This is a genomic window from Steroidobacter denitrificans, assembly GCF_001579945.1.
GTDB lineage: Bacteria > Pseudomonadota > Gammaproteobacteria > Steroidobacterales > Steroidobacteraceae > Steroidobacter > Steroidobacter denitrificans.
Genome location: NZ_CP011971.1, coordinates 2,806,300 through 2,828,948, shown reverse-complemented (window position 1 = coordinate 2,828,948; position 22,649 = coordinate 2,806,300). Strand labels below are relative to the sequence as shown.

The following is a 22,649-nucleotide window of genomic DNA, read 5'->3' as shown; positions in this document are numbered from 1 at the left end:
ACGATGACGTTTGATGTAGGTGCGGTAAAAAGTGCCGGAATGACACTGATCTCATAAACAGATAAGGCACTGGTTGTTTTCATCCTGCCAAGGGCTCGGTGGTTTCCATGTCCTCAGCCGGCATCGGCGTCCGCCGGTATTTGCCTGGCTGGCAGCGTCCAGGCACCGGATAATAGCGGCCAATAGATTTTCAGCCAGACGAGGAAGGCAGCGGCCCAGAGTAGCGCGGCGAGGCCATAAGGATTGCCGGGCAGGGGAGGATTCCAGCCGAGCAGAGGCAACACGCGCGCCACGACCGCCAGGACCAGCAGCAAGGCGGCCAGCTTGGTGCCGCGGGCAAAGACGAGTTTTTGTCCGGTGTGCAGGAGCCCGGCGATCGAGTACACCGCCATCACGCCGAGACCGAGGCCGCCCATCAGTGCCATATGCAGACCGAGTGAGGATGCAAGCGGAACTCCAAGGCTGGACAGGCCGAGCAGGATCAGGCCGCCGCCGGCGAACAGGCTGGCGCCAGTCAGCACCAGGATCTCGGCGCGAACGGCTTCGCGCCCGATGAAGGACTCGCCGGCCCGATCCATGAAAGCCGCTCCCGCGGCAATGAGCAGATATGCGCTGGCAGTGGCGGACAGGCCGGCCAGTTCGCCGATCGCTACCAAAGCCATCAGGCCGGAGGCGAGATTGATACGGCCGGGGTGCGGACGATACGGTGAGGTCGTCTTGCCGGGATCAAGAATGAGATTGTTGACCGAGACCGTGATACGGGCGAGCGCAAGGCCCAGAAGCCCCATGAAAACGAAGCCGGCCACATGCAGCAGGCGCTGCGCGGAGGCCAGATCGGCGGCGGCGAAGGCGTAGCGGATCAACGCTTCGGCGATGGCCAGCGCGCTGATCCAGCCGCAGAATCCAAGCAATTTGGTGCTGCGCTTGTGCCACGACACCCAGGCGACATAGCCGGCCAGTACCGAGAGCCAGGCGAGATCACATAGCGCGCCCAGCCAGCCCAGCGGATCGGCGCCGAGAAAGCCGACCAGCCGCCCGCCGAGCCAGAGTCCCGCCAGCCAGAACAGGAATCGTGCGGACGGGCGGCGCGTATCGGTCCATTCCGGAACCGCCGTGGAGATGAAGCCGAGCAAAGCCGCGCCGAAGGCGCCATAGATCATTTCGTGGGCATGCCAAAGCGCCGGTGGCGTATGCCGCACGAACGGCAGATCCAGGCCGAAGATAAGCACCCATTGCAGCGGCCATAACGCGGCATAAATCGCGCCGAGCGGAAAGAACAGACGCAGGCCTTCGTCGGTCAAGACGCGTGCCAGCGGAATCGTTGGAGTGACCGGCGCCGTGCTCATGGGGTCTGCCGCTCATCCACATCATGGATGTGGCGAAACAGCGGATCCTGATGCAGAAAGTGCTGTACGGTATCGAAGACCTCGCGCTCGCTGCGCGCACCCGGCATACCAGGCAGACGGCGTTCACCGATGATGCCCGCGCCGTGCATATCGAGCACCAGAATACGGTTCGCGATACGGGCTGCCTCCATCAGGTCATGGGTAACGAACAGCGCGGCGAAATGCGCCGCGCCCGCCGCTGCGATCACCAGATCCTGCATGCGCCGCTTGAGTGCCACATCGAGTGCCGTGAAAGGTTCATCGAAGTAGACGAAATCCGGTGTCACCACCAGGGCGCGGGCGATCGCCACGCGCTGGCGCATGCCGCCGGACAGCTCGCTCGGATATTTGCCGAGATCGCCGGCATCGAAGGCCACTCTGGCCGCCGCGGCCTCGGCGCGCGCGCGCCGCTCGCGCCGCCCCGTACCGGCAAGACGCAGCGGGTAGGCGATGTTGTCGCGTGCCGTGGCCCAGGGCAGCAGCCTGGGTTCCTGGAATACCATGGCGTGGCGCCGGTAGTGGCGCCGGACGTTGCCGCGCGAAGGCTCGAAGATGCCTGCGGCGATATGCACCAGGGTCGATTTGCCGCAGCCCGAGGGGCCGACCAGGGCCGCCACCTCGCCTGCGTCGATGCTGAGATCGACATGATCGAGCACGCTGCGGCCGATGTAGGAGTGGCCGATCCGCTCCAGCGCCAGCGCGCTCATCGCTTGACGCCCCAGGGTTCGGTGACGGCGCGCCAGCGTTCGAATTCGGCACGCACCGGATGCACGATGCCATATTCCACCGCGATCAGTGCCGCCACCGAAATCAAAATCCACGCCAGCGCGCCGGCGACATCGAGATTGGCGCGGCTGCGCGCCAGTTCGCCGCCGATGCCGCCGACATTGGCCAGCAATTCCGCCATCACCGCTACCTTGAATGCGGTGCCCAGCGTCAGCACCAGCGCGGGGAACAAGTGGGCGGCGACATGGCGCAATGACAGGCTGGTCAGGCGCTTGAATGCGCCGGCACCGAAGGCACGCGCCATGGCGTCGAGCCCGCGATCGCGCGACATGATGCCTTCGGCTACGCTCACGAACACCAGCGGCGAGGCGGCAACCAGAATGGTGAAGGCAACCGTGCCGTCGCTCGCGCCGAACCAGATCATGGCAAGTACGATCCAGGCGATCGGCGGTACGCCCAACAATACCGTGATGAGCGGACGCGCGAGGCGCAAGGCGGCCGGCGAATAGCCGGCGACGAGGCCGGTGATGCCGCCGGCAAGTGCAGCGAACACAAAGCCCTTGAGGGCGCGCCCAACCGTCAGCCGGGTCAATTCCCAGGTGTCGGGGCGGGACAATAGATCGGCGACGGTGGCAAGCGTGACGGCGGGCGAGGGAAGAATGAAATCGCCGTAGGCTTCGTGACCGAGTTGCCATAGTGCGGCCAGTAGACACAGGGCTGTCAAGCCGGCCCAACCCGACCAGAGGAACAGCCCGCAACGGCCCAGGCGACCCAGCAGCGATTGCATGCGGTGAACTGGTCCGGCGCTCAGAGATAAAATCCGTCGTCGGGCAGATGCCCGCCGATGATTGCCGGATCGGCATCGGCCAGCGTGGTCAACATGGCTTCGATGTCGTTGCGTGCGGCGCGGGCACGGGTCACCACGAGTTTCGATGTCGGGATGGAGGCCGCCAGTATTGCCGCTGGAAAATCCAGGAAGGGAGCCGCCAACTCGGCGGCAGCTTGCGGATCGGCATTGACCTTGGCTACAGCGGCTTCCAGCGCCGTCTGCAGTGCTTCGGCAAGTTCCGGGCGTGCGGTGCGCAGCGGATCCGTCAGCGCCAGTCCTGCCTGCGGCAGGACGGGTGCCCGTCCCGTCGCCTCGGCCCAGGCGGCCTGAATATCGATTACGCGGCGGATTTTTCTACCCATCAGCCGGCCCCGGATTGTGGCGCCGGTCGCCGCGGGCTCGGCGACGAGGGCGGCATCCACCCGCCCCATCAGCAGCATCTGCATGGCTTCCACCGGCGAGCCGGTGATCTGTATGGTCAGGTCGCTGGCAGGGTTCATGCCGTGATGTTTGAGTAGATATGCGAGCACCAGATCCGGCATGTCGTTGCGGAAGGGCACTGCGAGCTTGCGACCCTTCAGAGCCGGAAAGCTATCGATGCCGGCATCGGTGGAAACGATATAAAGCAGACCTTGGGTCAGGATATTGAGCAGCCGGATCTTCATGCCGCGGTTATAGAGATTGGCGGCCACCTGGGTCGGTAGCACGACCGCGGCCATCGTGCCCGAAGTCAGGCCGGCACGCATTTCATCGGGACTGCGCCACACTTTGAAACCCAGCTTGCCGCTCCCCTCGAAGGTTTGGGACTGCACCGCCTGGGCAAGAATGATGGACGGTCCGGCAGGCGGACCGTACAGCACCAGTTCGCCGGGTCCGGCCGCATGCGCCGGTGTGGAAATACGGGACAGTGCCGGCAGGCTGAGCAGGGTTCCCAAGCCGAACAGGAACTTGCGGCGGGATGACGGAGTGGGGAGGTGGGCGGCGGGCATCGGTGGTTTCCAGGTAAAGAGGCGATCCAGCGACGGCATGGACGATGGGTACTTACAGTTGCAAACGAGAATTATTATACTCCATGCCGCTCGTGACCGGCGACTGTTGCATGGGGCCATTTCACGGGTGATTTCCGCTGGCTACCCCGCAGTAGCCGACCTGCCGCAATTCGGAGAAACCATGATGATGTTGCCACAAGCCAAGCTGGTATGCGCCGTGACGCCGCGTGTGCCGACTCCGGATCGGTCATGCGCATTTCTCGGCTGCGCGGCCACTTTTTTGATACTGAGCTGCAGCGGCGGCAAAGTACTGGCGCAATCGGCAACGCCGGGGACGACGATGCTCAAGCCCGTGGTGGTCGAGGCCGACGTCAGGGAGCCGCTCGAGCGGCGTTTCGATGCCTTGCCGGGCGGCGCGGCGCGAGTCAGCCGCGAAGAACTGCCCGATAGCGCCAACTTGACCATCGCGCGGACGCTGGAAACGGTGCCGGGCGTCGTGGTGCAGAATTTTTTCGGTGGTAACGATCAACCTCGTATCCAGATCCGCGGCTCCGGCCTGCAGCAAAACCCGGTGGAACGGGGCATTCTGGTTCTGCAGGATGGCCTGCCATTGAACCGCGCCGACGGGTCCTACATCGTCGGCCTGGCCAATCCCGGGCTGGCCAGTTCGATCGAGATTTATCGCGGCTACATGGCCAACCGGCTGGGCGCGACGGTGCTGGGCGGGGCGATGAATCTCGTGTCTCCCAACGGTGCCGAGCAGCCCGGCTTCGGGGCTGAAATCAGTGCGGGTTCGTTCGATCAACGCAGCGCGGTAGCGCGCGCGGGTTTTGCCGGTGAGTCCATGGACGGCATGTTGCAGGCCGGACACGATCAACGCGACGGCTTTCGTGATTACAACCAATCCCGCCGCGACAGCTTCGAGGGTAACGTCGCCTGGCAGCTTTCCGAACGAGTCAAGACCCGTCTTTTCGTCGGCTACACCGATCTCGATTTCGATGTCAGCGGTCCGATCACCAAGGCACAATTGAAGGCTGATCCAAGCCGTGTCCACGACGGTCCGACGGTCACCCCTGAGGGTGCAATCAATCCCGGTCCCGATGTGCTCCATGATCGCCCAGGGCGGCGCTCCGAGAGCTGGCTGATCGGTTCGCGTACCAGCATCGAATTCGGCGCCCACCTCTGGGACGTGGTTCTGGGCTACACCCATACCGATGATGTGTTCCGATTCCCGATGGCCTCCGGCGAGCGTGTCACGCGCGGCGGGGATGCCACAGGCGTGCTGCGCTACGCCTGGCGCGGCGATGCGGAACGGGCATTGCCATTGTTCGAGTTCACCACGCAATACATCGATGGTTCGGCCGACCGGGAAAACTACCTCAATGCCGCCGGCGAGCGCGGTGCGCTATTCGGGGAGAGCCGCCTGAGCGCCGAGACTTTGACGGTACATGCCGGATTCAACATTCCGCTCGGCGAGCACTGGAGTCTGGCGCCGGGGTTGGATTACTCCAGCGCCAAGCGGCGCAACGACGATCGCTACACTGCCGCCACCCGGCCGACGATCGCCTATAACCCGGCCAACCCCGCAATGCAGCTGCCCAACGGCGCGGTGCCCGCGGTCAGTACCCGCTATGCACGCAGCTATGACGGCTGGAGTCCCAGTCTGGCCCTGACTTTCCAGCCCGATCCACACAACACTTTTTTTGCCGCCCTGAGCCGCAGCTTCGAGCCGCCCACGCACGATGATCTGCTGGCAACGGTCAATGGCACGCCCTACTCCAGCGCCGGCCGCCCGCAGCCGCCGAACCCGGGACTGGTCGCCGATGTGTTTCGCATCCCGGCGCTCAAGGCGCAAAAGGCGACCACCGCCGAACTCGGCTGGCGTGCCGACCATGAGAGCTTCGGTGTGGATGCGGTGGTGTATCGCTCCGAGGTACGCAACGAATTGCTCAGTCTGCGCGATGAAAGCGGTAGCTCGCTCGGCGCAATCAATGCCGACAAGACCATCCACTCGGGCATCGAACTCGGTGCCCGCAAGAGCCTGGGCAAGCGTACCCGTGCCAGGCTCGTCTGGACGTGGCAGGATTTTCATTTCGACAATGATCCGCTGCGTGGCGACAATGATCTTGCCGGCGCGCCGCGCCAGATCATCACCGCTGCGCTCGATCATGAGCTCACCGGTAGCTGGTCGCTGCAGGGCGTGGTGCGCTGGATTCCCGAACGCACGCCTGTCGATAATATGAATACGGTCTGGTCCGATTCGTGGGCTGTTACCGATCTGCGTACCCGGTACCGGTTCAATGACAACCTGACGTTGTTCGCCGAGGTCACCAACCTGTTCGATCGCAAGTATGCCGCCTCTACCCTGGTGGTGGATCTGGCGCGTCCCGATCAGGCGGCGTTCATACCGGGCGATGGCCGCGGCGCCTTCGTCGGCCTGAAGCTGCGGCTTTGAAACCGCGGCCTGAAGCGGCAGGAAATTTTTCACGAACTTGCGCTCGCCGAACGGAGTCGGCGGGCATGTAGTCGCCATCGTGGGTCAAGGGATCGATGATGATCGCCGCCTTCTGCTCGTTGATAAGGCGGACAGCTTCGGCCTGGACAGTCCTGATGTCACCGGGATTTTAGATGCATCTTATTTCCGTGGCGGGGGATAGCTTCTTGAAGGTTTGTTCGATACCGAACTTCACAGCGTCATTCTTGGATCCGACATCGCGGAATATTACGCGCAGCGGTTGATGGCGCGCTATTTCCTCGACGAAGGCTTCATCGATGCCCTGTATCTCGAAGCAGGCGATCAGGGCGTTGCCGTCGACAAACCATATCTTCTTGCCCTCGAGTATCCGAGTTGAAATCGGTAGCGTCAATTCGACGCCCCAGTCCAGCATCACTTGAAACAAAAGATCTTCAGGCGTGCGATCCGGTTTGATGTTGTCCACGAACAGTTCGAGCGAGTCCTTGTCCGGCGCATTCGGGGTGTAATACACATCCGCCATATTGGAGCTGTCGACTTTGAGAACCCGGCAACCGAGATCCAATGGTTTTTCTCGCGTGGCCAAGGTTTCAGTGTGCTCTTTTCGAATTCTGCCAGCAGCCTTTCGTATGCGATCCTTGCCGATGGCGGAAACCGTCGCATATTCCAGTTTGTATGCGGCTGATTTTTCAGAGCATGGTTCGGGCAGTTGAACCATTATGAATCGGCGATGCCCACCATCTTCGGCATTCAATTGCATCACCGCATGTGCGGCTGTGCATGAACCGGCAAAAAAATCCAGCATGATGTCTTCCCGATGACATAGGGATTGGATAAGTCTCTTGGCTACTTGGAGCGGCTTCGGAGTATCAAAAGGAATATTCAGTTCCGAGAGCAGGGCATCGTCACTGCCGGCGTAGTAAAGGAGAGAAGGAACATTTTCGAATAAATTGTCCTTCAGTCGATATTTCCGGGTGGGTTGCGTAGTTTCATCGGGACCAAAAATGATCTGTTCGGACCGCAACAGTTCCTGCATCGTTGCCGGCGGATTTCGCCAGCCGCGTTCGGGAACCGGGCAGGCCTTTCCGGTCAGCGGATGGATGAGCGGTATGAAATAATCCCCTGGAGCGTTCTTCTTGTTCGGCCAAGCCATCGAAACCGGACGGAAGACATCTCCGTTCTCGTCGATCTGGTTGTATGCCTTTTCTCCTCCGGTGAGATCCTGCCGATTTACCCAGTTCTTGTATTCCTTTCTGGCGCTCGCCGTGACGCTGCGTTCCTTGCCGATGATCTGTTTGGCCTTCGCAAGCATTCTTGCCGCATTTTCCTTCGGCCGCTTGAGCTCGGATGTTCGTTTAAAGAACTCTCGATTCTTGCTGTAGATGCAAATCAATTCGTGCTGTTGCGCAACGCCGGTTGCATCGCCTTTGGGATTTCGCTTGTCCCAAACAATCGTTCCAAGGTTGTTTGTTTCACCATAGATTTCCGTGAGAATTTTTTCCAGATTGGGGTACTCGTGCTCATCGATATGGATGACGATGACCCCATCCTCTCGCAGCAGGTTTTGCGACACCTTGAGCCGGGAATACATCATGGATAGCCAATTGGAATGAAATCGTCCATTGGTTTCCAGGCTGCTGACTAGACGATTTCCCTGGAGATCCACCTGATTGGAGCGAACAAGAAAGTCGGTCACTCCATCGGTGAAATCGTCGCTATAAACGAAATCCTTGCCGGTATTGTAGGGCGGGTCGATGTAAATCATCTTGACCTTGCCGAGATAGGTTTCCTGAAGCAGCTTCAGTGCATCGAGATTGTCTCCCTCGATGAACAGGTTCTGCGTAGTATCGAAGTCCACGCTGTCGTTGCGGCAGGGCCGCAGTGTTTTCGCAATCGGCGCATTGGCGGCGAGCAGGGCTTCACGCTTGCCCGGCCAGTCCAGGTGATAGCGCTCCTGCGGGCCTTCGACGATCGAGCCGGTCAATTCCTGGCGTAACCGATCGAAGTCCACAGCCAGTTGCAAGGTGCCGTCGAGGCCGCGAACTTCCATCACGCATCCCGGAAACAAGGCGCGAATACGGGCGATGTTGCCGTGTGTGCGATCGGGTGAATGCATTTTCGATTTATTCATGAGGGCTAGCGAGCCGACGAGTGCCGTTCCTGCTTTATCCCTTGGAGAATGAGACGCAGCAGTCCGTCGACATACTTTTCATCCATGGATGCCGGGTCGATCATGGATCTGAATGCCATCTCGGCAAATATGAACCGAACGACCTGCCGGGTGTCGGTGCCGTCGATCAGTTCACCTGAACGGAGCGCGTGCCGGAGGGGCTGCTCGAACACTCTGAGTATAGGTAACCAGGCGTCGATAATCGCCTTTTTCAAAGCCGCATTGTGGGTGGTGACGAGGAGCTTATTGAGTGCCAGCTCGATCGGACGCGCAACGAATCGGCAAAGTCCATGCATGTTGGTGGCGAGATCCCTTTCCCAATCCCGGGACGTGACGATCTGCAACTGGGATACATGCTCACTCAGCGCCTCTACGATCAGTGCGTCTCGATCGGGCCATCTTCTGAACAGCGTGGAGCGTCCGATGCCGGAGAGCGTCACGACTTCCTGCATGTCGAAGTCCAGCCGCCCCCTGCCGATGAGTTCCAGGACCGCGGTGGCAACGGCTTGACGGATGCGTTCGGTTCGACCCCCAGGGCGTCGTTTGATCGCGCTCAAGCGTCGAACCTCCAATCAGCGTTCGACCAAAGGCACTTACCTGAAATGTTCTGTGTTTGACAAACGAGCATGCTGAACATATCTTATCGGAACGTAAAGTCCCATTAGATCATTTGTAATACTATAAATAAGCAATTGTCGCCCGATAATGAATTTCCAGCAAGTGTGACGATCATTAGATCGATCGAGAGTCTACGGCCTGCAATCAAGCGGGATCTATACATGAAATCAACTGAGATTACGGATCGTGCGACGGGAGCGCCCATGACCAGGCCGCCAGATCAGTCGCGTCCGTCTCAGCGCAGGCGACCGCGGTGTGTCGAGCGGCAATCGGCGTAAACTTTGGTAATAGATATTATGCGTCTCGTTAACGAGATGAGGATGATGAACCTTCCAAGGACACCGCAATATGCGCCGTAATGCAGATTTCGATTACATCATCGTCGGAGCGGGGTCGGCGGGCAGCGTCATGGCAGGGCGGTTGTCCGAGAATTCCGCATGCCGTGTCCTGGTGCTGGAAGCGGGATCCGACAGCAAGAATCCGCTGGTGAAGATGCCGGCCGCCTTCATGGTCATGTTGCAATATGGCATGAACAGCTGGCATTACGAAATCGAACCACAGAAATATCTCAACAATCGGGCCTTCGTAGAGGCCCGCGGCAAGGGCCTGGGCGGCAGCAGCAGCATCAACGGTATGTGCTATGCGCGCGGTGCCCACGATATATTCGATGAATGGGCAGCGTTGGGTAACCGCGGCTGGTCCTATGAGGACGTTCTTCCGTTCTTCAAACGTTCGGAAGGGAACGAGCATGGAGAAAGTGCATACCATGGCGGTACCGGGCCGCTACGGGTCACGCATGCGACGCTGGACAGTCCGATGGCCCGCGCCTGGATCGAGGCAGGTCGACAAGCAGGCTATCCATATAGCGAAGATCTCAACGGCGCTCATCCCGAAGGGTTTGGAATTTCCGAGCAGACGATCGTGGACGGGCGTCGTTTCAGCGTCGCGGATGCTTATCTGCGTCCGGCGATGAAGCGACCGAATCTTCAGGTCGTGACCGGCGCTCATGTCACAAGACTCCTTTTCGAAGGGAACCGCGCGGTTGGAGTGCGATACCTGCATAAGGGGCGGGAGAGACAGGCCAATGCAAGCGCGGAAGTCATCCTTTGTGCAGGGACATTTCAGTCACCACAACTATTAATGCTGTCCGGCATCGGCGATGGGGGGCATCTGCGTTCGGTTGGAGTAACACCTTTCAGGGATCTTCCGGGTGTCGGGCAAAACCTGCACGATCATTTCAACTTTCTGGTTCAGCTCACTTGTCCGGAGCCGGTATCCGATTACAAGAATATCGCGAGTCCATTCTCCACACTGAAGATCGCGATGCAGTACTTTCTTACTCGAACCGGACCGGGCGCGAAGAACGGTATAGAAGCGATCGCCTATCTTTCATCCGGTGCTCCTTGTCATGCCGGAAAGCTCGATATGAAGTTGTACTTCCTGCCAATAATGCTGTCCGAGAATTCGGTGAAGCCGATTCCGGAGCATGGTGCACAGGTGTTGATCGTCATGACGCGCCCGGAGAGCCGCGGTAGCGTGAAGCTCCGATCGTCCGACCCGATGGACAGACTACGCATCGATACCAACTACCTGGCGGATGAGCGCGATCTAGAGGTAGGGCGGCGCGCACTGCATATCGCCCGGAGAGTCTTCGAACAGAAGGCATACGATCGTTATCGGGGGCGCGAGATCGATCCCGGGCCGAATTGCACCACTGAGGCCGAGATCGATGCTTACATCAGAAAACGGACCACGAGCAACTACGAAGGTGTCGGAACCTGCAAGATGGGACGGGACCCGTTGGCGGTCGTGAGCGATCGTTTGAAGGTGCACGGCGTGGAAGGGTTACGCGTGGTGGATGCCTCCGTCATGCCGCGAGTCTGTACGAGCGACTTGAATGCGACGGTGGTCATGATCGCCGAGAAGGCCGCCGAATACATTCGCAATGGCGAGTAAACCTGGGAATCTGTAATCAACCGGACCACCTTATCGGAGGTTGGATGTCGATGATCAAGCGAAGCACCCCTGAAATCGGCGGTTTTCCGACAAAACTGCTGAACGATAGCCACATGGCTTCCTTGGTCGGCGTCGGGAATCTGTATTTCGCGTCAGGACTCGCTTCCTTTCAGGGCGGCGACATGGCTGCGCAACTCGGAGACATCCGTAGACAACTCGTCGCACTGCTTGCCAGCGAGGGGATGACGCTGACCAATGTTGTCGCGACGACCACCTACACGACGGATATGCCTGCATTGCTCGAGCATGGCCATGTGCTTTTCGAGGCTTTCAGCGAAGGCCACCCGACGTCGAGTTATATCGAGGTGAAAGGGCTGGCAGCGCCGGAATTGCTAGTCCGAAGTTCTTTCTGAATTCCCCCGTTGGGTAATTAGTTAGCCGTTGCGGATCAGTGGCTTGCGAGTCTTGTGTGGTCTTTCTGCGCAAAATATGTACCCATGTAAATAGTTGCAACGGGGCCAATTTAGCGTAGAATACGCGCATGCATATCGATGTTGTACCCAACCGTAAGTCCCGCCCCGCCTACCTGCTGCGCGAGACGTTCCGCGAGGGAAACACGGTCAGGAAGCGCACGATCGCGAACTTGTCCAGCCTCACCGATGAGCAGATCCATGCCTTGCGCGCGATTCTCAAGGGTGAGCCCCTGTACCCACTCCAGACGCTGTTCAACGTCGTGGGATCGCAGGCACACGGCCACGTCGAGGCGGTGCGCCTGGCCATGACCAAGCTGCGCCTGAGTTCACTGCTGGGCACGAAGCCCTCACGCGAACGCGATCTGGTGCTGGCCATGCTGGCCGCCCGGGTGCTCTGCCCGCGCACCAAGCTCGCCACCACCCGCTGGTGGCACACCACCACCCTCGCGCAGGACTTCGGCGTGGCGGATGCGAGCGAGACGGAACTCTACGCCGCCATGGACTGGCTGCTCGAGCGCCAGGGCGCGATCCAGAAAAAGCTGGCCCAGCGGCATCTGGGTCCCGACAGCGTAGTGCTCTACGACCTGTCGTCGAGCTATTTCGAGGGAACCACCTGCCCGCTGGCGAAACTCGGCTACAGCCGCGACGGTAAGCGGGGGATGCTGCAGGTCAACTACGGCTTGCTCACCGACCGCCGGGGCTGTCCGGTCGCTGTATCGGTCTACGAGGGCAACACCTCAGACCCGCAAACGCTGATGCCGGAAATCGCGCGGCTGAAGCAGGAGTTTGGGGTCGAGCAGCTGGTGATGGTGGGTGATCGCGGCATGATCTCCCAGAAAGCCATCCATACGTTGACGAATGAACAAGGCGTACGCTGGATCACCGCGCTCAAGAGCACCTCCATCCGCACGCTGGTGAACCAGGGACATGTGCAGTTGGATCTGTTCGACGAGCGCAATCTGTTCGAGCTTGAGCACCCCGATTATCCCGGTGAACGCCTGGTTGCCTGCCGTAACCCGGCGCTCGCGCAACTGCGCGCACACAAGCGCGAAGAGCTGTTGTGCGCCACCGAAAAGCAGCTCGAGAAGATCCGCGCGTCCGTGGCCAAGGGGCGCTTGCGAGGCCAAGATAACATCGGTGTGCGGGTTGGCCGCATAGTCAATCAATACAAGATGGCCAAGCACTTCGCACTCGATATCCGCGAGGATCTCTTCGGCTTCGAGCGCAAGACCGACGGTATCGAAACCGAAGCCCGCCTCGATGGGCTCTATGTCATCCGCACCAGCGTCCCGGCCCAGATCATGGACGCGGCCGAATGCGTGCGCCAATACAAATCGTTGGCTCAAGTAGAGCGCGCGTTCCGAACGCTGAAGAGCGTGGATCTGCGCATCCGGCCGATCCATCATCGGCTCGCCGAGCGAGTACGCGCACATATCCTGCTGTGCGTACTGGCCTACTACATCGAATGGCACATGCGCGAAGCCTGGCGCGAGCTGCTGTTTGCGGACGAAGACCAGGCCGCCAAAGCCACGCGCGATCCGGTGGCGCCGGCGAAGCGCTCTGAGGCCGCGAAACGCAAAGCCCTGACGGGTCGGCTTCCCGACGCAACGCCCGCCCACAGCTTCTCAACGCTCCTGGCGGAGTTGTCCACGATCGTGCGAAATACCTGCCGCGCCGCGCTGCCCGGCGAGTCGACATCCACGTTCGCCGCGGTGACCACCGCGAACTCGAAACAACAGCGCGCACTGGAGTTGTTGCAGAAGATCACCGTGTAGCCAGGCGCGAGCACCCCAGGCTCAGGTTAAGTATCTGAGCCTGCGAATAAATTTACTCTTTCTTCACAAGAACTTCAGGTTAAGTATCTGAGCCTGCGAATAAATTTACTCTTTCTTCACAAGAACTTCAGGCTAGTCGAATTCGTCGTGACCGCGGCCAAGACATAGATATCAAGGCGTGAGCGTATAGCCATATTCCCGATGCCGGCGTTCGTCAGGCGCAGCTTCGGTCTGACGTTCGCGGAAATCTCGATCCAACTCGGGGCGCTGGTGTTCAGCGGTGCGCTGTCGGGTGCGCTCGGCGCGCTCTATGGTACCGAGTCACGACGCTCGATTCCGGCGGCGGCGGCCAGGGCTGCGGCGCGATCCGTTTTCTCCCAGGTGAACTCGGATTCGGTACGCCCGAAGTGCCCGTAGGCGGCCGTCTTGCGGTAGATCGGGCGCAGCAGGTCGAGCATCTGCACGATACCCTTCGGGCGCAGATCGAAGTGCGCCGCGACGAGTGCTTCCAGGCGCTCATCCGGCACCGCTCCGGTGCCGAAGGTGGTCACCATCACGCTGGTCGGGCGTGCCACCCCGATGGCGTAGGAGATCTGTACCTGGCAGCGCTCGGCCAACCCCGCCGCCACGATGTTCTTGGCCACATAGCGCGCCGCATAGGCGGCCGAGCGATCGACCTTGGAAGGATCTTTCCCGGAGAAGGCGCCGCCGCCGTGGGGTGCGGCCCCGCCATAGGTATCCACGATGATTTTTCGGCCGGTGAGCCCGCAGTCGCCCTGCGGACCGCCCACCACGAAACGCCCCGTGGGATTCACCAAATAGCGCGCCTCACCGCTGCCGAGCAACTTCTTCGGCAGTACGGGCTTGATGATTTCCTCGATCACCGCTTCCGAAAGCTCGGCATGCGAGATCTCCGGTGCGTGCTGAGTGGACAGCACCACGGTATCGATACTGCTCGGGCGGCCGTCTAGGTAGCGTACCGTGACCTGGGATTTTGCATCCGGACGCAGCCAGGGCAGTCGGCCGCTTTTACGCAGTTCGGCCTGGCGCTCGACCAGGCGATGGGCCAGATGGATCGGCAGGGGCATCAGCGCCGGACTTTCCGAGCAGGCATAGCCGAACATCAGGCCCTGATCGCCTGCGCCCTGCTCCAGATCCAGTCCGCGGCCTTCATCGACGCCTTGGGCAATGTCGCTGGACTGGCGGTCATAGGCTACCAGCACCGCGCAGCCGCGATAGTCGATGCCATAGTCGGTATTGTCGTAGCCGATGTCCCGAATCGTCTCGCGAGCGATCGTTTGATAGTCGACGATCACGTTGGAGGTGATTTCCCCGGCAAGCACCACCAATCCGGTGTTGCAGAGGGTTTCCGCCGCGACGCGCGCGTGGCGGTCCTGGGCGAGAATCGCATCGAGAATGGCATCCGAAATCTGATCGGACACCTTGTCAGGATGACCTTCGGAGACGGATTCGGAGGTAAAGAGATAGCTGCTCATGGACAGGTATTCCGCAGGGGTGATAAGCCGCGCCGGGGGCGCGGCAGGTAGGGGGCTTTACGGGCGCTGCAATGAATGAGATCGCAGCCACGGCATTGTTCGAGTGGTGCCGCGATGTGGCCGTCGTCGGTGAGGCCGACGATCGACAGCAGGGACTTCTCCGGGCGCATCATGAGCTGGGCATTCAGTTGCACCGGCATGTGTTCGCACTCCAGCGTCGCGAACAGCACGCCAATGTCGCCGATATTCCAGCCCGTATAGCCTGGAGCATAGCGGGTGGTGGTGCCGAGACCGCGCTGCTGAACCTCGTCGCAGGTGCGCCGGATGAGATTCTCCGTGAGCGCATGCACGGCCGCGGTGGCGGCGGCATCGAGCACCATCGCCTCGAGCATGCAGGCGTCATGCACGAGATGTTGAATCTCCCGCGATACAGCCTCGCCGAGTGTGGCCACGAATAGCCGCATGGTCCGAGCCTTGCGCATCAGCTTTGCAAGCCGCCGGCTGATGAGTTGCAGCCCCCCTGCGAGTTCGATGCCATCTTGGTGTGCCGAGCGCAGTTCGAAGTCGCGCCACGTGCCCCAAGGTTCGCATAGCGACGGCAGGCGGACGAGCTGCTGCAGACACATCTCCCGCACGGGCTCACTCATCCGTTCGGGTGAAGGATAGCCGATGAGGCGGCTTACTTCGTCGAACTCGGCCGAAGCGCTCATGCCCTGCAAGAGATTATCCATGGGACAGCCGCTGCGCAGTCAACCCGCGGCCGCCTTCGGCGACCAGCGTGTCTCGGTCGAGGGGAAGCGATCTTCCGCATGCGGCAGCTGCGTGGCCGCGACGAAGGCGTCGTTGAAACCACGTGCCGTCGAAAGTTCGAGGTATTCGACCCGCCGTGCCAGGAGTTCCGCTTCCTGACGCGATGTAACGTTCAGGAGCGCCATGCGCGCGCCATCGCCGGCGGCATTGCCGACAGCGGTCACATTATCGAGGCCGCAGTCGGGGAACAGACCGATGGCCAGCGCCCGTTCGAGATCGATCACACTGCCGAAAGCGCCCGCCAACACTACACGGTCAGGCTGTTCGGCGCCGAAGCGCTCGAGCAGCAGGCGGCTGCCGGCGTAGAGGGCCGCCTTGGCAAGCTGGATGGCGCGCACGTCCGCCTGGGTGAGCGTGATATCCTCACCGATGACAGTCTGCTCGGCCCAGGCGATCACGAATTCCCACATGCCGTCGGTGCCTTGGCGCAGGCGCCGACAGGGCAGCTCGGAATACAGACGCCCGGTGCTGTCGATGAGGCCGGCGCGGACCAGTTCGGCGACAGCCTCCAGCACAGCCGATCCGCACAGGCCGCGCGCGCCGATCTCCTCGGGCGGCTGCCGATCGCTCCAGCGTGGCACGCCGATGGTGCGAAAGCGCACCTCGTGTGTCGCCGGATCGACTCGGATCTTTTCGATCGCGCCGCGGGCAGCACGCATGCCGAAGCGGATATTCGCGCCTTCGAGCGCAGGTCCCGTGGGACAGGAGGCCGAGAGCAGCCGGTCGCGATTGCCGAGCACCAACTCGCCGTTCGTACCGATGTCGATCAGCAGCGTCAGCTCCTCGGAAACATGCGGAGCGGCGGCGAGCATGGCGGCGACGTTATCCGCACCCACGAAGCCCGCCTCGATCGGCAGCAGATGCACGTTCGCAGAGGGCAGTATCGGAATGCCGAGGTCACGCGCCTTCACATCCAGTGAGCGGCTCAGCGTCGGCGAGAAAGGTACCACCCCGAGGGAGTGCACATCGAGACCGAGCAGGATGTGATGCATGACTGTATTGGCGACGACCACGACTTCGACCACATCATCTGGCTTTGCATCGATGGCCAGTGTCGCATCGCGTGCGAGCTCACCGATCGCCTCGGCAACCGCCTGCTGCATGGCTGCGAGCTGTCCGGGTGGTTTAGCGCTCGCGATGCGGTTCATGATGTCCTCGCCCCAGCGGATTTGCGGGTTGTGAGCCGAGGCCTGTGCGACGACTTGACCGCTTTGCAGATCACAGAGCAGGGCGCCAAGCGTCGTCGTGCCAAGATCCACCGCCAGGCCGAGCACGCGCTCGCTGAAGCCGGGCTCGAAGCGAATCGCTTCCCGCCCCTGCCATACCGTCACCGTGAGTCGGCCGCGTCCGCCACGCAGCGCTTCGGCGAGCGTGCGCAGTGCAAGCGGATCGACCGCTAGATTCCTATCGAGTCCGAATCGAACACACAGTTCTTCCTGCAGGCGATCCCAATCGCCGCGCGATTCGCCGACTGTTGCCAGCTCGATCTCGACGAAATACTTGCGGATGGCAGGGGCGAGCGCACATTCACGCTCGCCGGCGCGCTTACGCACGATCGGTCGTCCCACGCGGCTCGCCTCGGGAACATAGATCACGAGCTCACCTTCCACGCACGCCTGACAGGAGAAGCGTTCCTGATCGCCGAGCCTTCCGGCAGCGCGGGCACGTCGTTCCGCATCGCTAAGCTCCGAGACGTGCGCCGCCTGCGAATGCAGACCGTCCTCGCCGGCCTCGCTCTCCAGTACCCGTACCAGGCATTTGCCGCAGGAGGCGCGGCCGCCGCAGAGGGATTCGATCTCGACACCGAGCAGGCGGGCCGCATCCCTGAGCGGCGTACCCCCAGGCACGACGGCATGCAGTCCTGCCGGCAGGAAACAGACCTCGAAACTTTCCGTGGTACCGGATTTTGTCATGGCTCAACCGGTCGCCAATACGCCGCGGAGCAGCTCGGTGAGTTTTGCAGAGGTCATGGTTCCGTGGATCTCCTCGTCGATGAGGACATTGGGACCGTCCTTGCACCGGCCGAAGCAGTAGAAGGATTCGAGGCGTACGGCAAAATCCGCAGTGACCCGGAAGGAATCGATGCCGAGTGTACGCATCGCCTCTTCGGCCAGTGTTGCCGCTCCCCGTTGGCTGCAATTCTTACCCAGACAGATTGCCACGCGATGGCGCCCCGGCGGTTTGAATGACAGCTGTGCATCGGATTCTATGAACTCGAACACCTGGGCGCGTTCCAGGCCGGTTTTCTCCGCCAGCAGCGGCACCGCCGGCGGTGGGACGTAACCCAGGGTTTGTTGTAGTGTCGTTGTCAGAAGCCGCAACTCGATCGTGTCGCCGAATTCGGCCAGCACAGCTCGAACAGCTTCACGCTCAGCATCTCTGGTTCGGTCTCGGACTGCCGAAGCGTCGCCATGCACCGCTCGTACTCCTCGGTATTCAGGAATCCAGGTATTTACGAGTCTATGAGTCTCGAAAACTATACCGGGGCTATGGCGGCGGCGTCAATCGCCGTCGTTGAAATTATCCCCGGAGCAGGTTCGGGAGAAGCAGAATTCGATATCCTGAACCGGCGCTGCGTCGCGCATGCGCAGCAAGATGCTGCTCGTAGATTTGATCACGAACTACGCTGGATGGAGGAAGTGCTGCCTAGGGTCTGCGCAGACGATGGATACCGTAGAGCGCAGCCTCGACGAAGGGGCGGATATCACGAGGGCGTACGGGTCGGGCGCTAAAGTGCAACCGCGTAATGATCGGTCCGACGATCAGGTCGACAGCTGCTTCGAGGTCGAGATCTCCTGGCAGTTCGTGGCGGGCAACTGCACTGCGCAGCACGTCGAGCAACGGCTGGCGCCGAGCGTTGACCATCGGTACGAAGAGCTTCGAGAGTTCGGGATCGTACAGACACTCGGCTGCAAGAATCGGCAGTACACGCGGTAGCGGAGTGGTCTCCAGTATGTGTGCAAAGCTGCGCAGCAGCGTGGTCAGATCGTCGAGTACGTTGCCGGTATCGGGAGCCACCAGCGCCGGCAGCTGCAAGAACGATTCGATGACCAGGGACACCTTCGATGGCCAGCGCCGATAGATTGTCGCCTTGCCTACGCCGGCGACAGCAGCCACCTCTCCCAAGGTGAGTTTTTCGTAGCCGACATCAGCGAGTAGTTTGAGCGTGGCTTCAAGAATCGCCTGGTGCGCATGCGCACTGCGCGGGCGACCACGCGCCGCTACGCGTGTCGAGTTATCGGTACCGATGTCACGACGGGGTTGCCTGGAAACCTGTCGAGAAAGTGGGCTGCTAGTGGCTCTTCTGCGGCTCGTCATGAGGCGCGCACGTTACCACAATAGCCGCCTGTGGATCATCGAGATTCTCCAGGGCAGCGACGAAGCGATGGCTGACCACGCGGCAAATCCGCAGGGCTCGACCCCGAATCAGGGTGCCCGCCAGCTGCTGATGGCGCGGAATTGGCAAGTATTGTTGACGCCGCTTCCCGCAACTGCGTATATTCCGAGCCGAGACGTACCGTTTCGAAATAAAGGCCGTGCTCGAGCTACATCAATGGCAGTGCGCCGGAATATCCGGCCGCGGCATAAGGCAGGTGAACCTTGCATTTCTGGCAGTCTCTTTTTCTTTGTGAGGGTGAGCAGCTCTTCGAGGTGACGCGGTTCTGCGAAGAGCTGGGCTTCGAGGGTGCGCTGATCTCGGATCATCTCGTTCATCCGGAATCCCAGAACTCGACTTATCTGTATTCCGCCGACGGCAAACCGCCGTCGTTCACCGAAGATACGGCCTGGCCGGAGTCCTGGTCCCTCTCTGCAGCGCTTGCGGCACAGAATCCGACACTGCGTTTTTGCACCAATGTTTACATCTTGCCGTTGCGTCATCCGCTCGAAGTCGCCAAGGCGACCTCGAGCGTGGCTTATTTTTGCGGTGGGCGGCTGCTACTGGGTGCCGGCGCCGGCTGGATGAAAGAGGAATTCGATGTGCTCGGCGTCGATTGGGAGTCACGCGGCCGTCGTTATGACGAGTGTATCGAGGTACTACGCAAGCTCTACACGGGTGAGTACGTCGAGCATCACGGCGAATTTTTCGATTTTCCGCGCCTCATGATGAATCCGGTGCCGGCGGCGCCGGTCCCGATTCTGATCGGCGGCATCAGCAAGCCGGCACTGCGCCGGGCAGCTAAGCTCGGCGACGGCTGGATCGGCCCCGGTCAGACGCTGGATGCGGCGCTCGAAACACTGGCCGAGCTTGGACGGCTGCGCGCCGAGTTTGGCACGCTGAATCGGTCTTTCGAAACCATCGTGCCGCTCTATGGCGAGAAGATCACGATCGACGATCTGCGCCGTCTGGAAGACGCGGGGGCGACGGGCACCGTGAGTCTGCCGTTCGCATTCGCGCTCGGTGCGAAGACCAGTCTGGCTGAAAAGCGCGCCTATCTGGAGAACTACGCCGAGAACGTCATGGCAAAACTTGTTGTGTAAACAAGGAGCATCAGCATGAATCTCGATGAACTCAAGGCGGCCTATCCCGATCTCACTTTCGAAGAAGTGGGATCCGACGAATCCTGGGACGAAGATGCCTCCGGATTCTGTTTTGTGATCGAAGCGAATATCCACGCCAAGAGGGGACGCGCCACGGTGATGGTCGATGATCTCCCGCGTGTCGCCTTCACCGGCAATACGGTCGGAATTCGCAAGATGCTGGTGAAGTGGGATCTGAGCCGTTCGCATCTTGCCTATCTGGCATACGAACTCGGCCGGGCGGAGATGGCTATCCGCCACGGCCTACCCTTTCAGCAGGAGTGATTTCCAATGTCCGTGACACCGAAAGAAATCTTTGATGCAGTCTGGAAGCTGCAAAAAAAGAAAGCCTATGACCTGGTGCAGCAGGGCCTGGAGGAGGGGGTCGATCCCGTGGCCATGCTCAAGGAAGGGGTGATCGCCGGACTCCAGGAGGTCGGACGGCGCTTCGGAATCGGTGAGTATTTCCTTGCCGAACTGGTGATGAGCGGCAAAGTGGCCGAACCCTGCATCGAACTCATCAATCCGTATCTGCCGCCGAATGCCGAAGGTGCCCAAGGGCGGGTCGTGATCGGCGCGGTGACGGGCGATCTGCATACCATCGGCTATGGACTGGTGACCACGCAACTGGAACTCAACGGCTTCGAGGTGCATAAACTCGGCATCGATCTGCCAAGCATGCACTTCATCGAGAAAGCCAAGGAACACAAGGCCGATATCATCGGACTGTCGGCGTTCCTGGTGACCACCATCCCCTACTGCAAGGAGGTGGTTGGATACCTGGAGGACATGGGGCTGCGCGACAAGTACAAGGTGATCATCGGCGGTACCGAATGCACGGCGGACAAGGCCGATGCAATGGATGTGGACGGTTGGGCGTTGAATGCCGTGGCCTCCGTGCCGCTGTGCCAGCATATCTGCGGCAAGCCGGTCGATGCGGCGGAACTCGCGCGAGCGCGCACTCACGATCATACCTGGTGGTACAACAGCCGCCGCATCAAAGGAGCCGCGGCATGATACCGAGCATTGAATTCCAGCACCGTGCCTCGCGCGGTCCGGTGACCGCGGTCGATGACTTCGATCTGGAGCTCGCCTTCAAGGTACGGGAGTTGGTCGCCGAATACGAGATCAAGTACGACCCCGAGCAGCTGGTGGTCGATGACCGCACGGCCGATGCGATCTTCGAGGCGGCGGTGCGGCACCTGGCGGAGATTGGCCTTTACTTCCAGAGCACCGGGCGGGTGATCAAGTACGAAGAGCAGGAGATACGTCAGTTTGCGCGCGAGTCGCAGCAGAATCCGGCCTGTGTGAACCTGGGTAAAGGCGCCGAGCGCATGCAGCTGCGCTATCGCCGTGGCAGCGATACTTGGGCGCCCACGAACTACGGTGGACCGGCCGGCGTGGCGGAGATGGAATGGTTCATTCCCTATGTTCAATCGTTCGCCCAGGAACCCTCGGTCAAGGGCTTCGGCATCGTTCCCGGTCTTGCCAGGCTCGGCAATCTCGATCCGAAAGCAGGCCAGCTGTCCGAGGTGACCGTGGCGCTTTGGGAGCAGGAGGCGCTGCGTGAAGCGTTGAAGCGCACCGGGCGGCTCGACATGAATCTTGGACTGCTGTGCACGGCGAGCACGCCCTCCGGGACGATGTCGGTAATGGCTTCGGGTTATCGGGATTCCTTCAACACCCAGATCGGCATCCATATCATGCCGGAGCAAAAGCTCAGCTGGAACCCGTTACTGCTGACGCAGTACTGCGAGCTCACCGGCATCGAGCCCTGGCAAAGCGCCATGTCCTGCATCGGCGGCTTGTGCCGCGATGCAGCCGATGTCGCCGTGGTGATGCTCGCCAATGCACTCGGGCAGCTCTCTTATGCCAAGGCCGGTTCGATGAGTTATTTCCCGAGCCATCTGGATGGTACTTGGGCGACTCGCGCCTCGCATTGGGCCTTCAGTGGCGCGGCTCGTGCGGCCGAGCGGCATCTCGGTCTTGCCATCGGTACATCGATTTCCGGAATCGATAAGGCCTGGCGCACGCCGCTGACGCTGTGGCAGTCGGCAGGCGTCGTGGTCACTTCGGTCGCCAGCGGTCTTTCCTATGCATGGATCGCCGGGCATACCGGACTCGAGGCGCGCCTGATCGGTCAAATGATGAATGGCTGTGCGGGCATGGCGCCGGATCGTGCAAACGAGCTGGCTCAAAAGATCATGCGCAAGGTGGATGAGTTGCTGCCGCAGCAGACCAAGCAGCTACCGTTCTATGAAGCCTACGATGTGAACACGGTGAAGCCGCGTCCCGAGTACGAGAAGGCGATGCTGCAGACCTGCGATGAACTCGCCGCTCTTGGCATGCCCTTCAGGGAATAGCAGGGTGGCCGTCGCTCCGCCTGGGCTGGTGGATCGACGGCAGGAAAATCCACGGCGCCAGACGAGTA

The 22,649-nt window shown here is 60.9% G+C and carries 19 protein-coding genes; 8 read left to right on the top strand and 11 right to left on the bottom strand.

The window, feature by feature from the left end:
- Positions 1 to 113: 113 nt before the first annotated feature.
- Genes ACG33_RS12705 through ACG33_RS12690 form a run of 4 tightly spaced genes read right to left on the bottom strand, consistent with a single transcriptional unit; the run spans position 114 to position 3,929 of the window.
- On the bottom strand, positions 114 to 1,346 hold the full coding sequence (locus tag ACG33_RS12705) for an NnrS family protein (RefSeq protein WP_066921726.1): 1,233 nt from the start codon (positions 1,344 to 1,346) through the stop codon (positions 114 to 116).
- Complete coding sequence (locus ACG33_RS12700) at positions 1,343 to 2,092, bottom strand: ABC transporter ATP-binding protein (RefSeq protein ID WP_066921724.1); 750 nt, start codon at positions 2,090 to 2,092, stop codon at positions 1,343 to 1,345. Before ACG33_RS12700 ends, ACG33_RS12705 begins: the two co-directional genes overlap by 4 nt.
- The gene (locus tag ACG33_RS12695) at positions 2,089 to 2,898 is read right to left on the bottom strand and encodes an ABC transporter permease (RefSeq protein WP_066921722.1); all 810 of its coding nucleotides are present in this window, start codon (positions 2,896 to 2,898) and stop codon (positions 2,089 to 2,091) included. Before ACG33_RS12695 ends, ACG33_RS12700 begins: the two co-directional genes overlap by 4 nt.
- A 20-nt stretch (positions 2,899 to 2,918) precedes the next feature.
- Complete coding sequence (locus ACG33_RS12690; protein ID WP_066923396.1) at positions 2,919 to 3,929, bottom strand: ABC transporter substrate-binding protein; 1,011 nt, start codon at positions 3,927 to 3,929, stop codon at positions 2,919 to 2,921.
- A gap of 181 nt (positions 3,930 to 4,110) precedes the next feature.
- Between ACG33_RS12690 and ACG33_RS12685 the strand changes: the two genes are divergently transcribed.
- Entirely contained in the window at positions 4,111 to 6,384 is a 2,274-nt protein-coding gene (locus tag ACG33_RS12685) for a TonB-dependent receptor family protein (protein WP_210399065.1), read from the top strand.
- Positions 6,385 to 6,553: 169 nt separating this feature from the next.
- On the opposite strand, the gene ACG33_RS12680 is transcribed toward ACG33_RS12685, so the two are convergent.
- Entirely contained in the window at positions 6,554 to 8,533 is a 1,980-nt protein-coding gene (locus tag ACG33_RS12680; RefSeq protein ID WP_066921720.1) for a site-specific DNA-methyltransferase, read from the bottom strand.
- A 5-nt stretch (positions 8,534 to 8,538) separates the two neighbouring features.
- Positions 8,539 to 9,024, bottom strand: coding sequence for a TetR-like C-terminal domain-containing protein (locus ACG33_RS12675; RefSeq protein WP_157071789.1), 486 nt, complete (start codon positions 9,022 to 9,024; stop codon positions 8,539 to 8,541).
- Positions 9,025 to 9,538: 514 nt separating this feature from the next.
- Here ACG33_RS12675 and ACG33_RS12670 point away from each other — a divergent pair.
- The 3 genes from ACG33_RS12670 to ACG33_RS12660 all read left to right on the top strand — a co-directional run bounded on the left by ACG33_RS12670 (position 9,539) and on the right by ACG33_RS12660 (position 13,394).
- A complete protein-coding gene (locus tag ACG33_RS12670) occupies positions 9,539 to 11,146 on the top strand; it encodes a GMC family oxidoreductase (protein WP_066921715.1) in 1,608 nt (535 codons plus the stop codon).
- Between the two features lie 44 nt (positions 11,147 to 11,190).
- Positions 11,191 to 11,559 (top strand): RidA family protein, encoded by a 369-nt coding sequence (locus tag ACG33_RS12665; protein WP_066921713.1) that lies wholly within the window; start codon positions 11,191 to 11,193, stop codon positions 11,557 to 11,559.
- A gap of 128 nt (positions 11,560 to 11,687) precedes the next feature.
- Positions 11,688 to 13,394, top strand: a complete 1,707-nt coding sequence (locus tag ACG33_RS12660) for an IS1634 family transposase (protein ID WP_066918020.1) — start codon at positions 11,688 to 11,690, stop codon at positions 13,392 to 13,394.
- Positions 13,395 to 13,702: 308 nt separating this feature from the next.
- Here ACG33_RS12660 and metK read toward each other — a convergent pair whose 3' ends face one another.
- The 5 genes from metK to ACG33_RS12635 all read right to left on the bottom strand — a co-directional run bounded on the left by metK (position 13,703) and on the right by ACG33_RS12635 (position 19,018).
- The gene (gene metK, locus ACG33_RS12655; protein WP_066921711.1) at positions 13,703 to 14,890 is read right to left on the bottom strand and encodes a methionine adenosyltransferase; all 1,188 of its coding nucleotides are present in this window, start codon (positions 14,888 to 14,890) and stop codon (positions 13,703 to 13,705) included.
- The gene (locus ACG33_RS12650; RefSeq protein WP_157071788.1) at positions 14,887 to 15,621 is read right to left on the bottom strand and encodes a hypothetical protein; all 735 of its coding nucleotides are present in this window, start codon (positions 15,619 to 15,621) and stop codon (positions 14,887 to 14,889) included. The genes metK and ACG33_RS12650 overlap by 4 nt, the downstream gene beginning before the upstream one ends.
- An 18-nt stretch (positions 15,622 to 15,639) precedes the next feature.
- Positions 15,640 to 17,613: an ASKHA domain-containing protein gene (locus ACG33_RS12645; RefSeq protein ID WP_066921707.1), complete on the bottom strand. Its 1,974-nt coding sequence runs from the start codon at positions 17,611 to 17,613 to the stop codon at positions 15,640 to 15,642.
- A 3-nt stretch (positions 17,614 to 17,616) separates the two neighbouring features.
- Positions 17,617 to 18,051 (bottom strand): NADH-quinone oxidoreductase subunit NuoE family protein, encoded by a 435-nt coding sequence (locus ACG33_RS12640; RefSeq protein ID WP_066921705.1) that lies wholly within the window; start codon positions 18,049 to 18,051, stop codon positions 17,617 to 17,619.
- Positions 18,052 to 18,346: 295 nt separating this feature from the next.
- The gene (locus ACG33_RS12635) at positions 18,347 to 19,018 is read right to left on the bottom strand and encodes a TetR/AcrR family transcriptional regulator (RefSeq protein WP_083536900.1); all 672 of its coding nucleotides are present in this window, start codon (positions 19,016 to 19,018) and stop codon (positions 18,347 to 18,349) included.
- A 282-nt stretch (positions 19,019 to 19,300) separates the two neighbouring features.
- Between ACG33_RS12635 and ACG33_RS12630 the strand changes: the two genes are divergently transcribed.
- Genes ACG33_RS12630 through ACG33_RS12615 form a run of 4 tightly spaced genes read left to right on the top strand, consistent with a single transcriptional unit; the run spans position 19,301 to position 22,581 of the window.
- Positions 19,301 to 20,179, top strand: a complete 879-nt coding sequence (locus ACG33_RS12630) for a TIGR03619 family F420-dependent LLM class oxidoreductase (RefSeq protein ID WP_066921700.1) — start codon at positions 19,301 to 19,303, stop codon at positions 20,177 to 20,179.
- 15 nt (positions 20,180 to 20,194) lie between these two features.
- A complete protein-coding gene (locus ACG33_RS12625; RefSeq protein ID WP_066921698.1) occupies positions 20,195 to 20,503 on the top strand; it encodes a hypothetical protein in 309 nt (102 codons plus the stop codon).
- A gap of 6 nt (positions 20,504 to 20,509) precedes the next feature.
- Positions 20,510 to 21,235: a cobalamin B12-binding domain-containing protein gene (locus tag ACG33_RS12620; RefSeq protein WP_066921697.1), complete on the top strand. Its 726-nt coding sequence runs from the start codon at positions 20,510 to 20,512 to the stop codon at positions 21,233 to 21,235.
- Positions 21,232 to 22,581, top strand: coding sequence for a monomethylamine:corrinoid methyltransferase (locus ACG33_RS12615; RefSeq protein ID WP_066921694.1), 1,350 nt, complete (start codon positions 21,232 to 21,234; stop codon positions 22,579 to 22,581). Before ACG33_RS12620 ends, ACG33_RS12615 begins: the two co-directional genes overlap by 4 nt.
- Positions 22,582 to 22,649: the final 68 nt, after the last annotated feature.

What these genes read in the sequence shown, in the direction of transcription:
- ACG33_RS12705 (WP_066921726.1), bottom strand. Translation starts at nt 1,346, where the DNA reads ATGAGCACGGCGCCGGTCACTCCAACGATTCCGCTGGCACGCGTCTTG.
- ACG33_RS12700 (WP_066921724.1), bottom strand. Translation starts at nt 2,092, where the DNA reads ATGAGCGCGCTGGCGCTGGAGCGGATCGGCCACTCCTACATCGGCCGC.
- ACG33_RS12695 (WP_066921722.1), bottom strand. Translation starts at nt 2,898, where the DNA reads ATGCAATCGCTGCTGGGTCGCCTGGGCCGTTGCGGGCTGTTCCTCTGG.
- ACG33_RS12690 (WP_066923396.1), bottom strand. Translation starts at nt 3,929, where the DNA reads ATGCCCGCCGCCCACCTCCCCACTCCGTCATCCCGCCGCAAGTTCCTG.
- ACG33_RS12685 (WP_210399065.1), top strand. Translation starts at nt 4,111, where the DNA reads ATGATGATGTTGCCACAAGCCAAGCTGGTATGCGCCGTGACGCCGCGT.
- ACG33_RS12680 (WP_066921720.1), bottom strand. Translation starts at nt 8,533, where the DNA reads ATGAATAAATCGAAAATGCATTCACCCGATCGCACACACGGCAACATC.
- ACG33_RS12675 (WP_157071789.1), bottom strand. Translation starts at nt 9,024, where the DNA reads ATGCAGGAAGTCGTGACGCTCTCCGGCATCGGACGCTCCACGCTGTTC.
- ACG33_RS12670 (WP_066921715.1), top strand. Translation starts at nt 9,539, where the DNA reads ATGCGCCGTAATGCAGATTTCGATTACATCATCGTCGGAGCGGGGTCG.
- ACG33_RS12665 (WP_066921713.1), top strand. Translation starts at nt 11,191, where the DNA reads ATGTCGATGATCAAGCGAAGCACCCCTGAAATCGGCGGTTTTCCGACA.
- ACG33_RS12660 (WP_066918020.1), top strand. Translation starts at nt 11,688, where the DNA reads ATGCATATCGATGTTGTACCCAACCGTAAGTCCCGCCCCGCCTACCTG.
- metK (WP_066921711.1), bottom strand. Translation starts at nt 14,890, where the DNA reads ATGAGCAGCTATCTCTTTACCTCCGAATCCGTCTCCGAAGGTCATCCT.
- ACG33_RS12650 (WP_157071788.1), bottom strand. Translation starts at nt 15,621, where the DNA reads ATGGATAATCTCTTGCAGGGCATGAGCGCTTCGGCCGAGTTCGACGAA.
- ACG33_RS12645 (WP_066921707.1), bottom strand. Translation starts at nt 17,613, where the DNA reads ATGACAAAATCCGGTACCACGGAAAGTTTCGAGGTCTGTTTCCTGCCG.
- ACG33_RS12635 (WP_083536900.1), bottom strand. Translation starts at nt 19,018, where the DNA reads ATGACGAGCCGCAGAAGAGCCACTAGCAGCCCACTTTCTCGACAGGTT.
- ACG33_RS12625 (WP_066921698.1), top strand. Translation starts at nt 20,195, where the DNA reads ATGAATCTCGATGAACTCAAGGCGGCCTATCCCGATCTCACTTTCGAA.
- ACG33_RS12620 (WP_066921697.1), top strand. Translation starts at nt 20,510, where the DNA reads ATGTCCGTGACACCGAAAGAAATCTTTGATGCAGTCTGGAAGCTGCAA.
- ACG33_RS12615 (WP_066921694.1), top strand. Translation starts at nt 21,232, where the DNA reads ATGATACCGAGCATTGAATTCCAGCACCGTGCCTCGCGCGGTCCGGTG.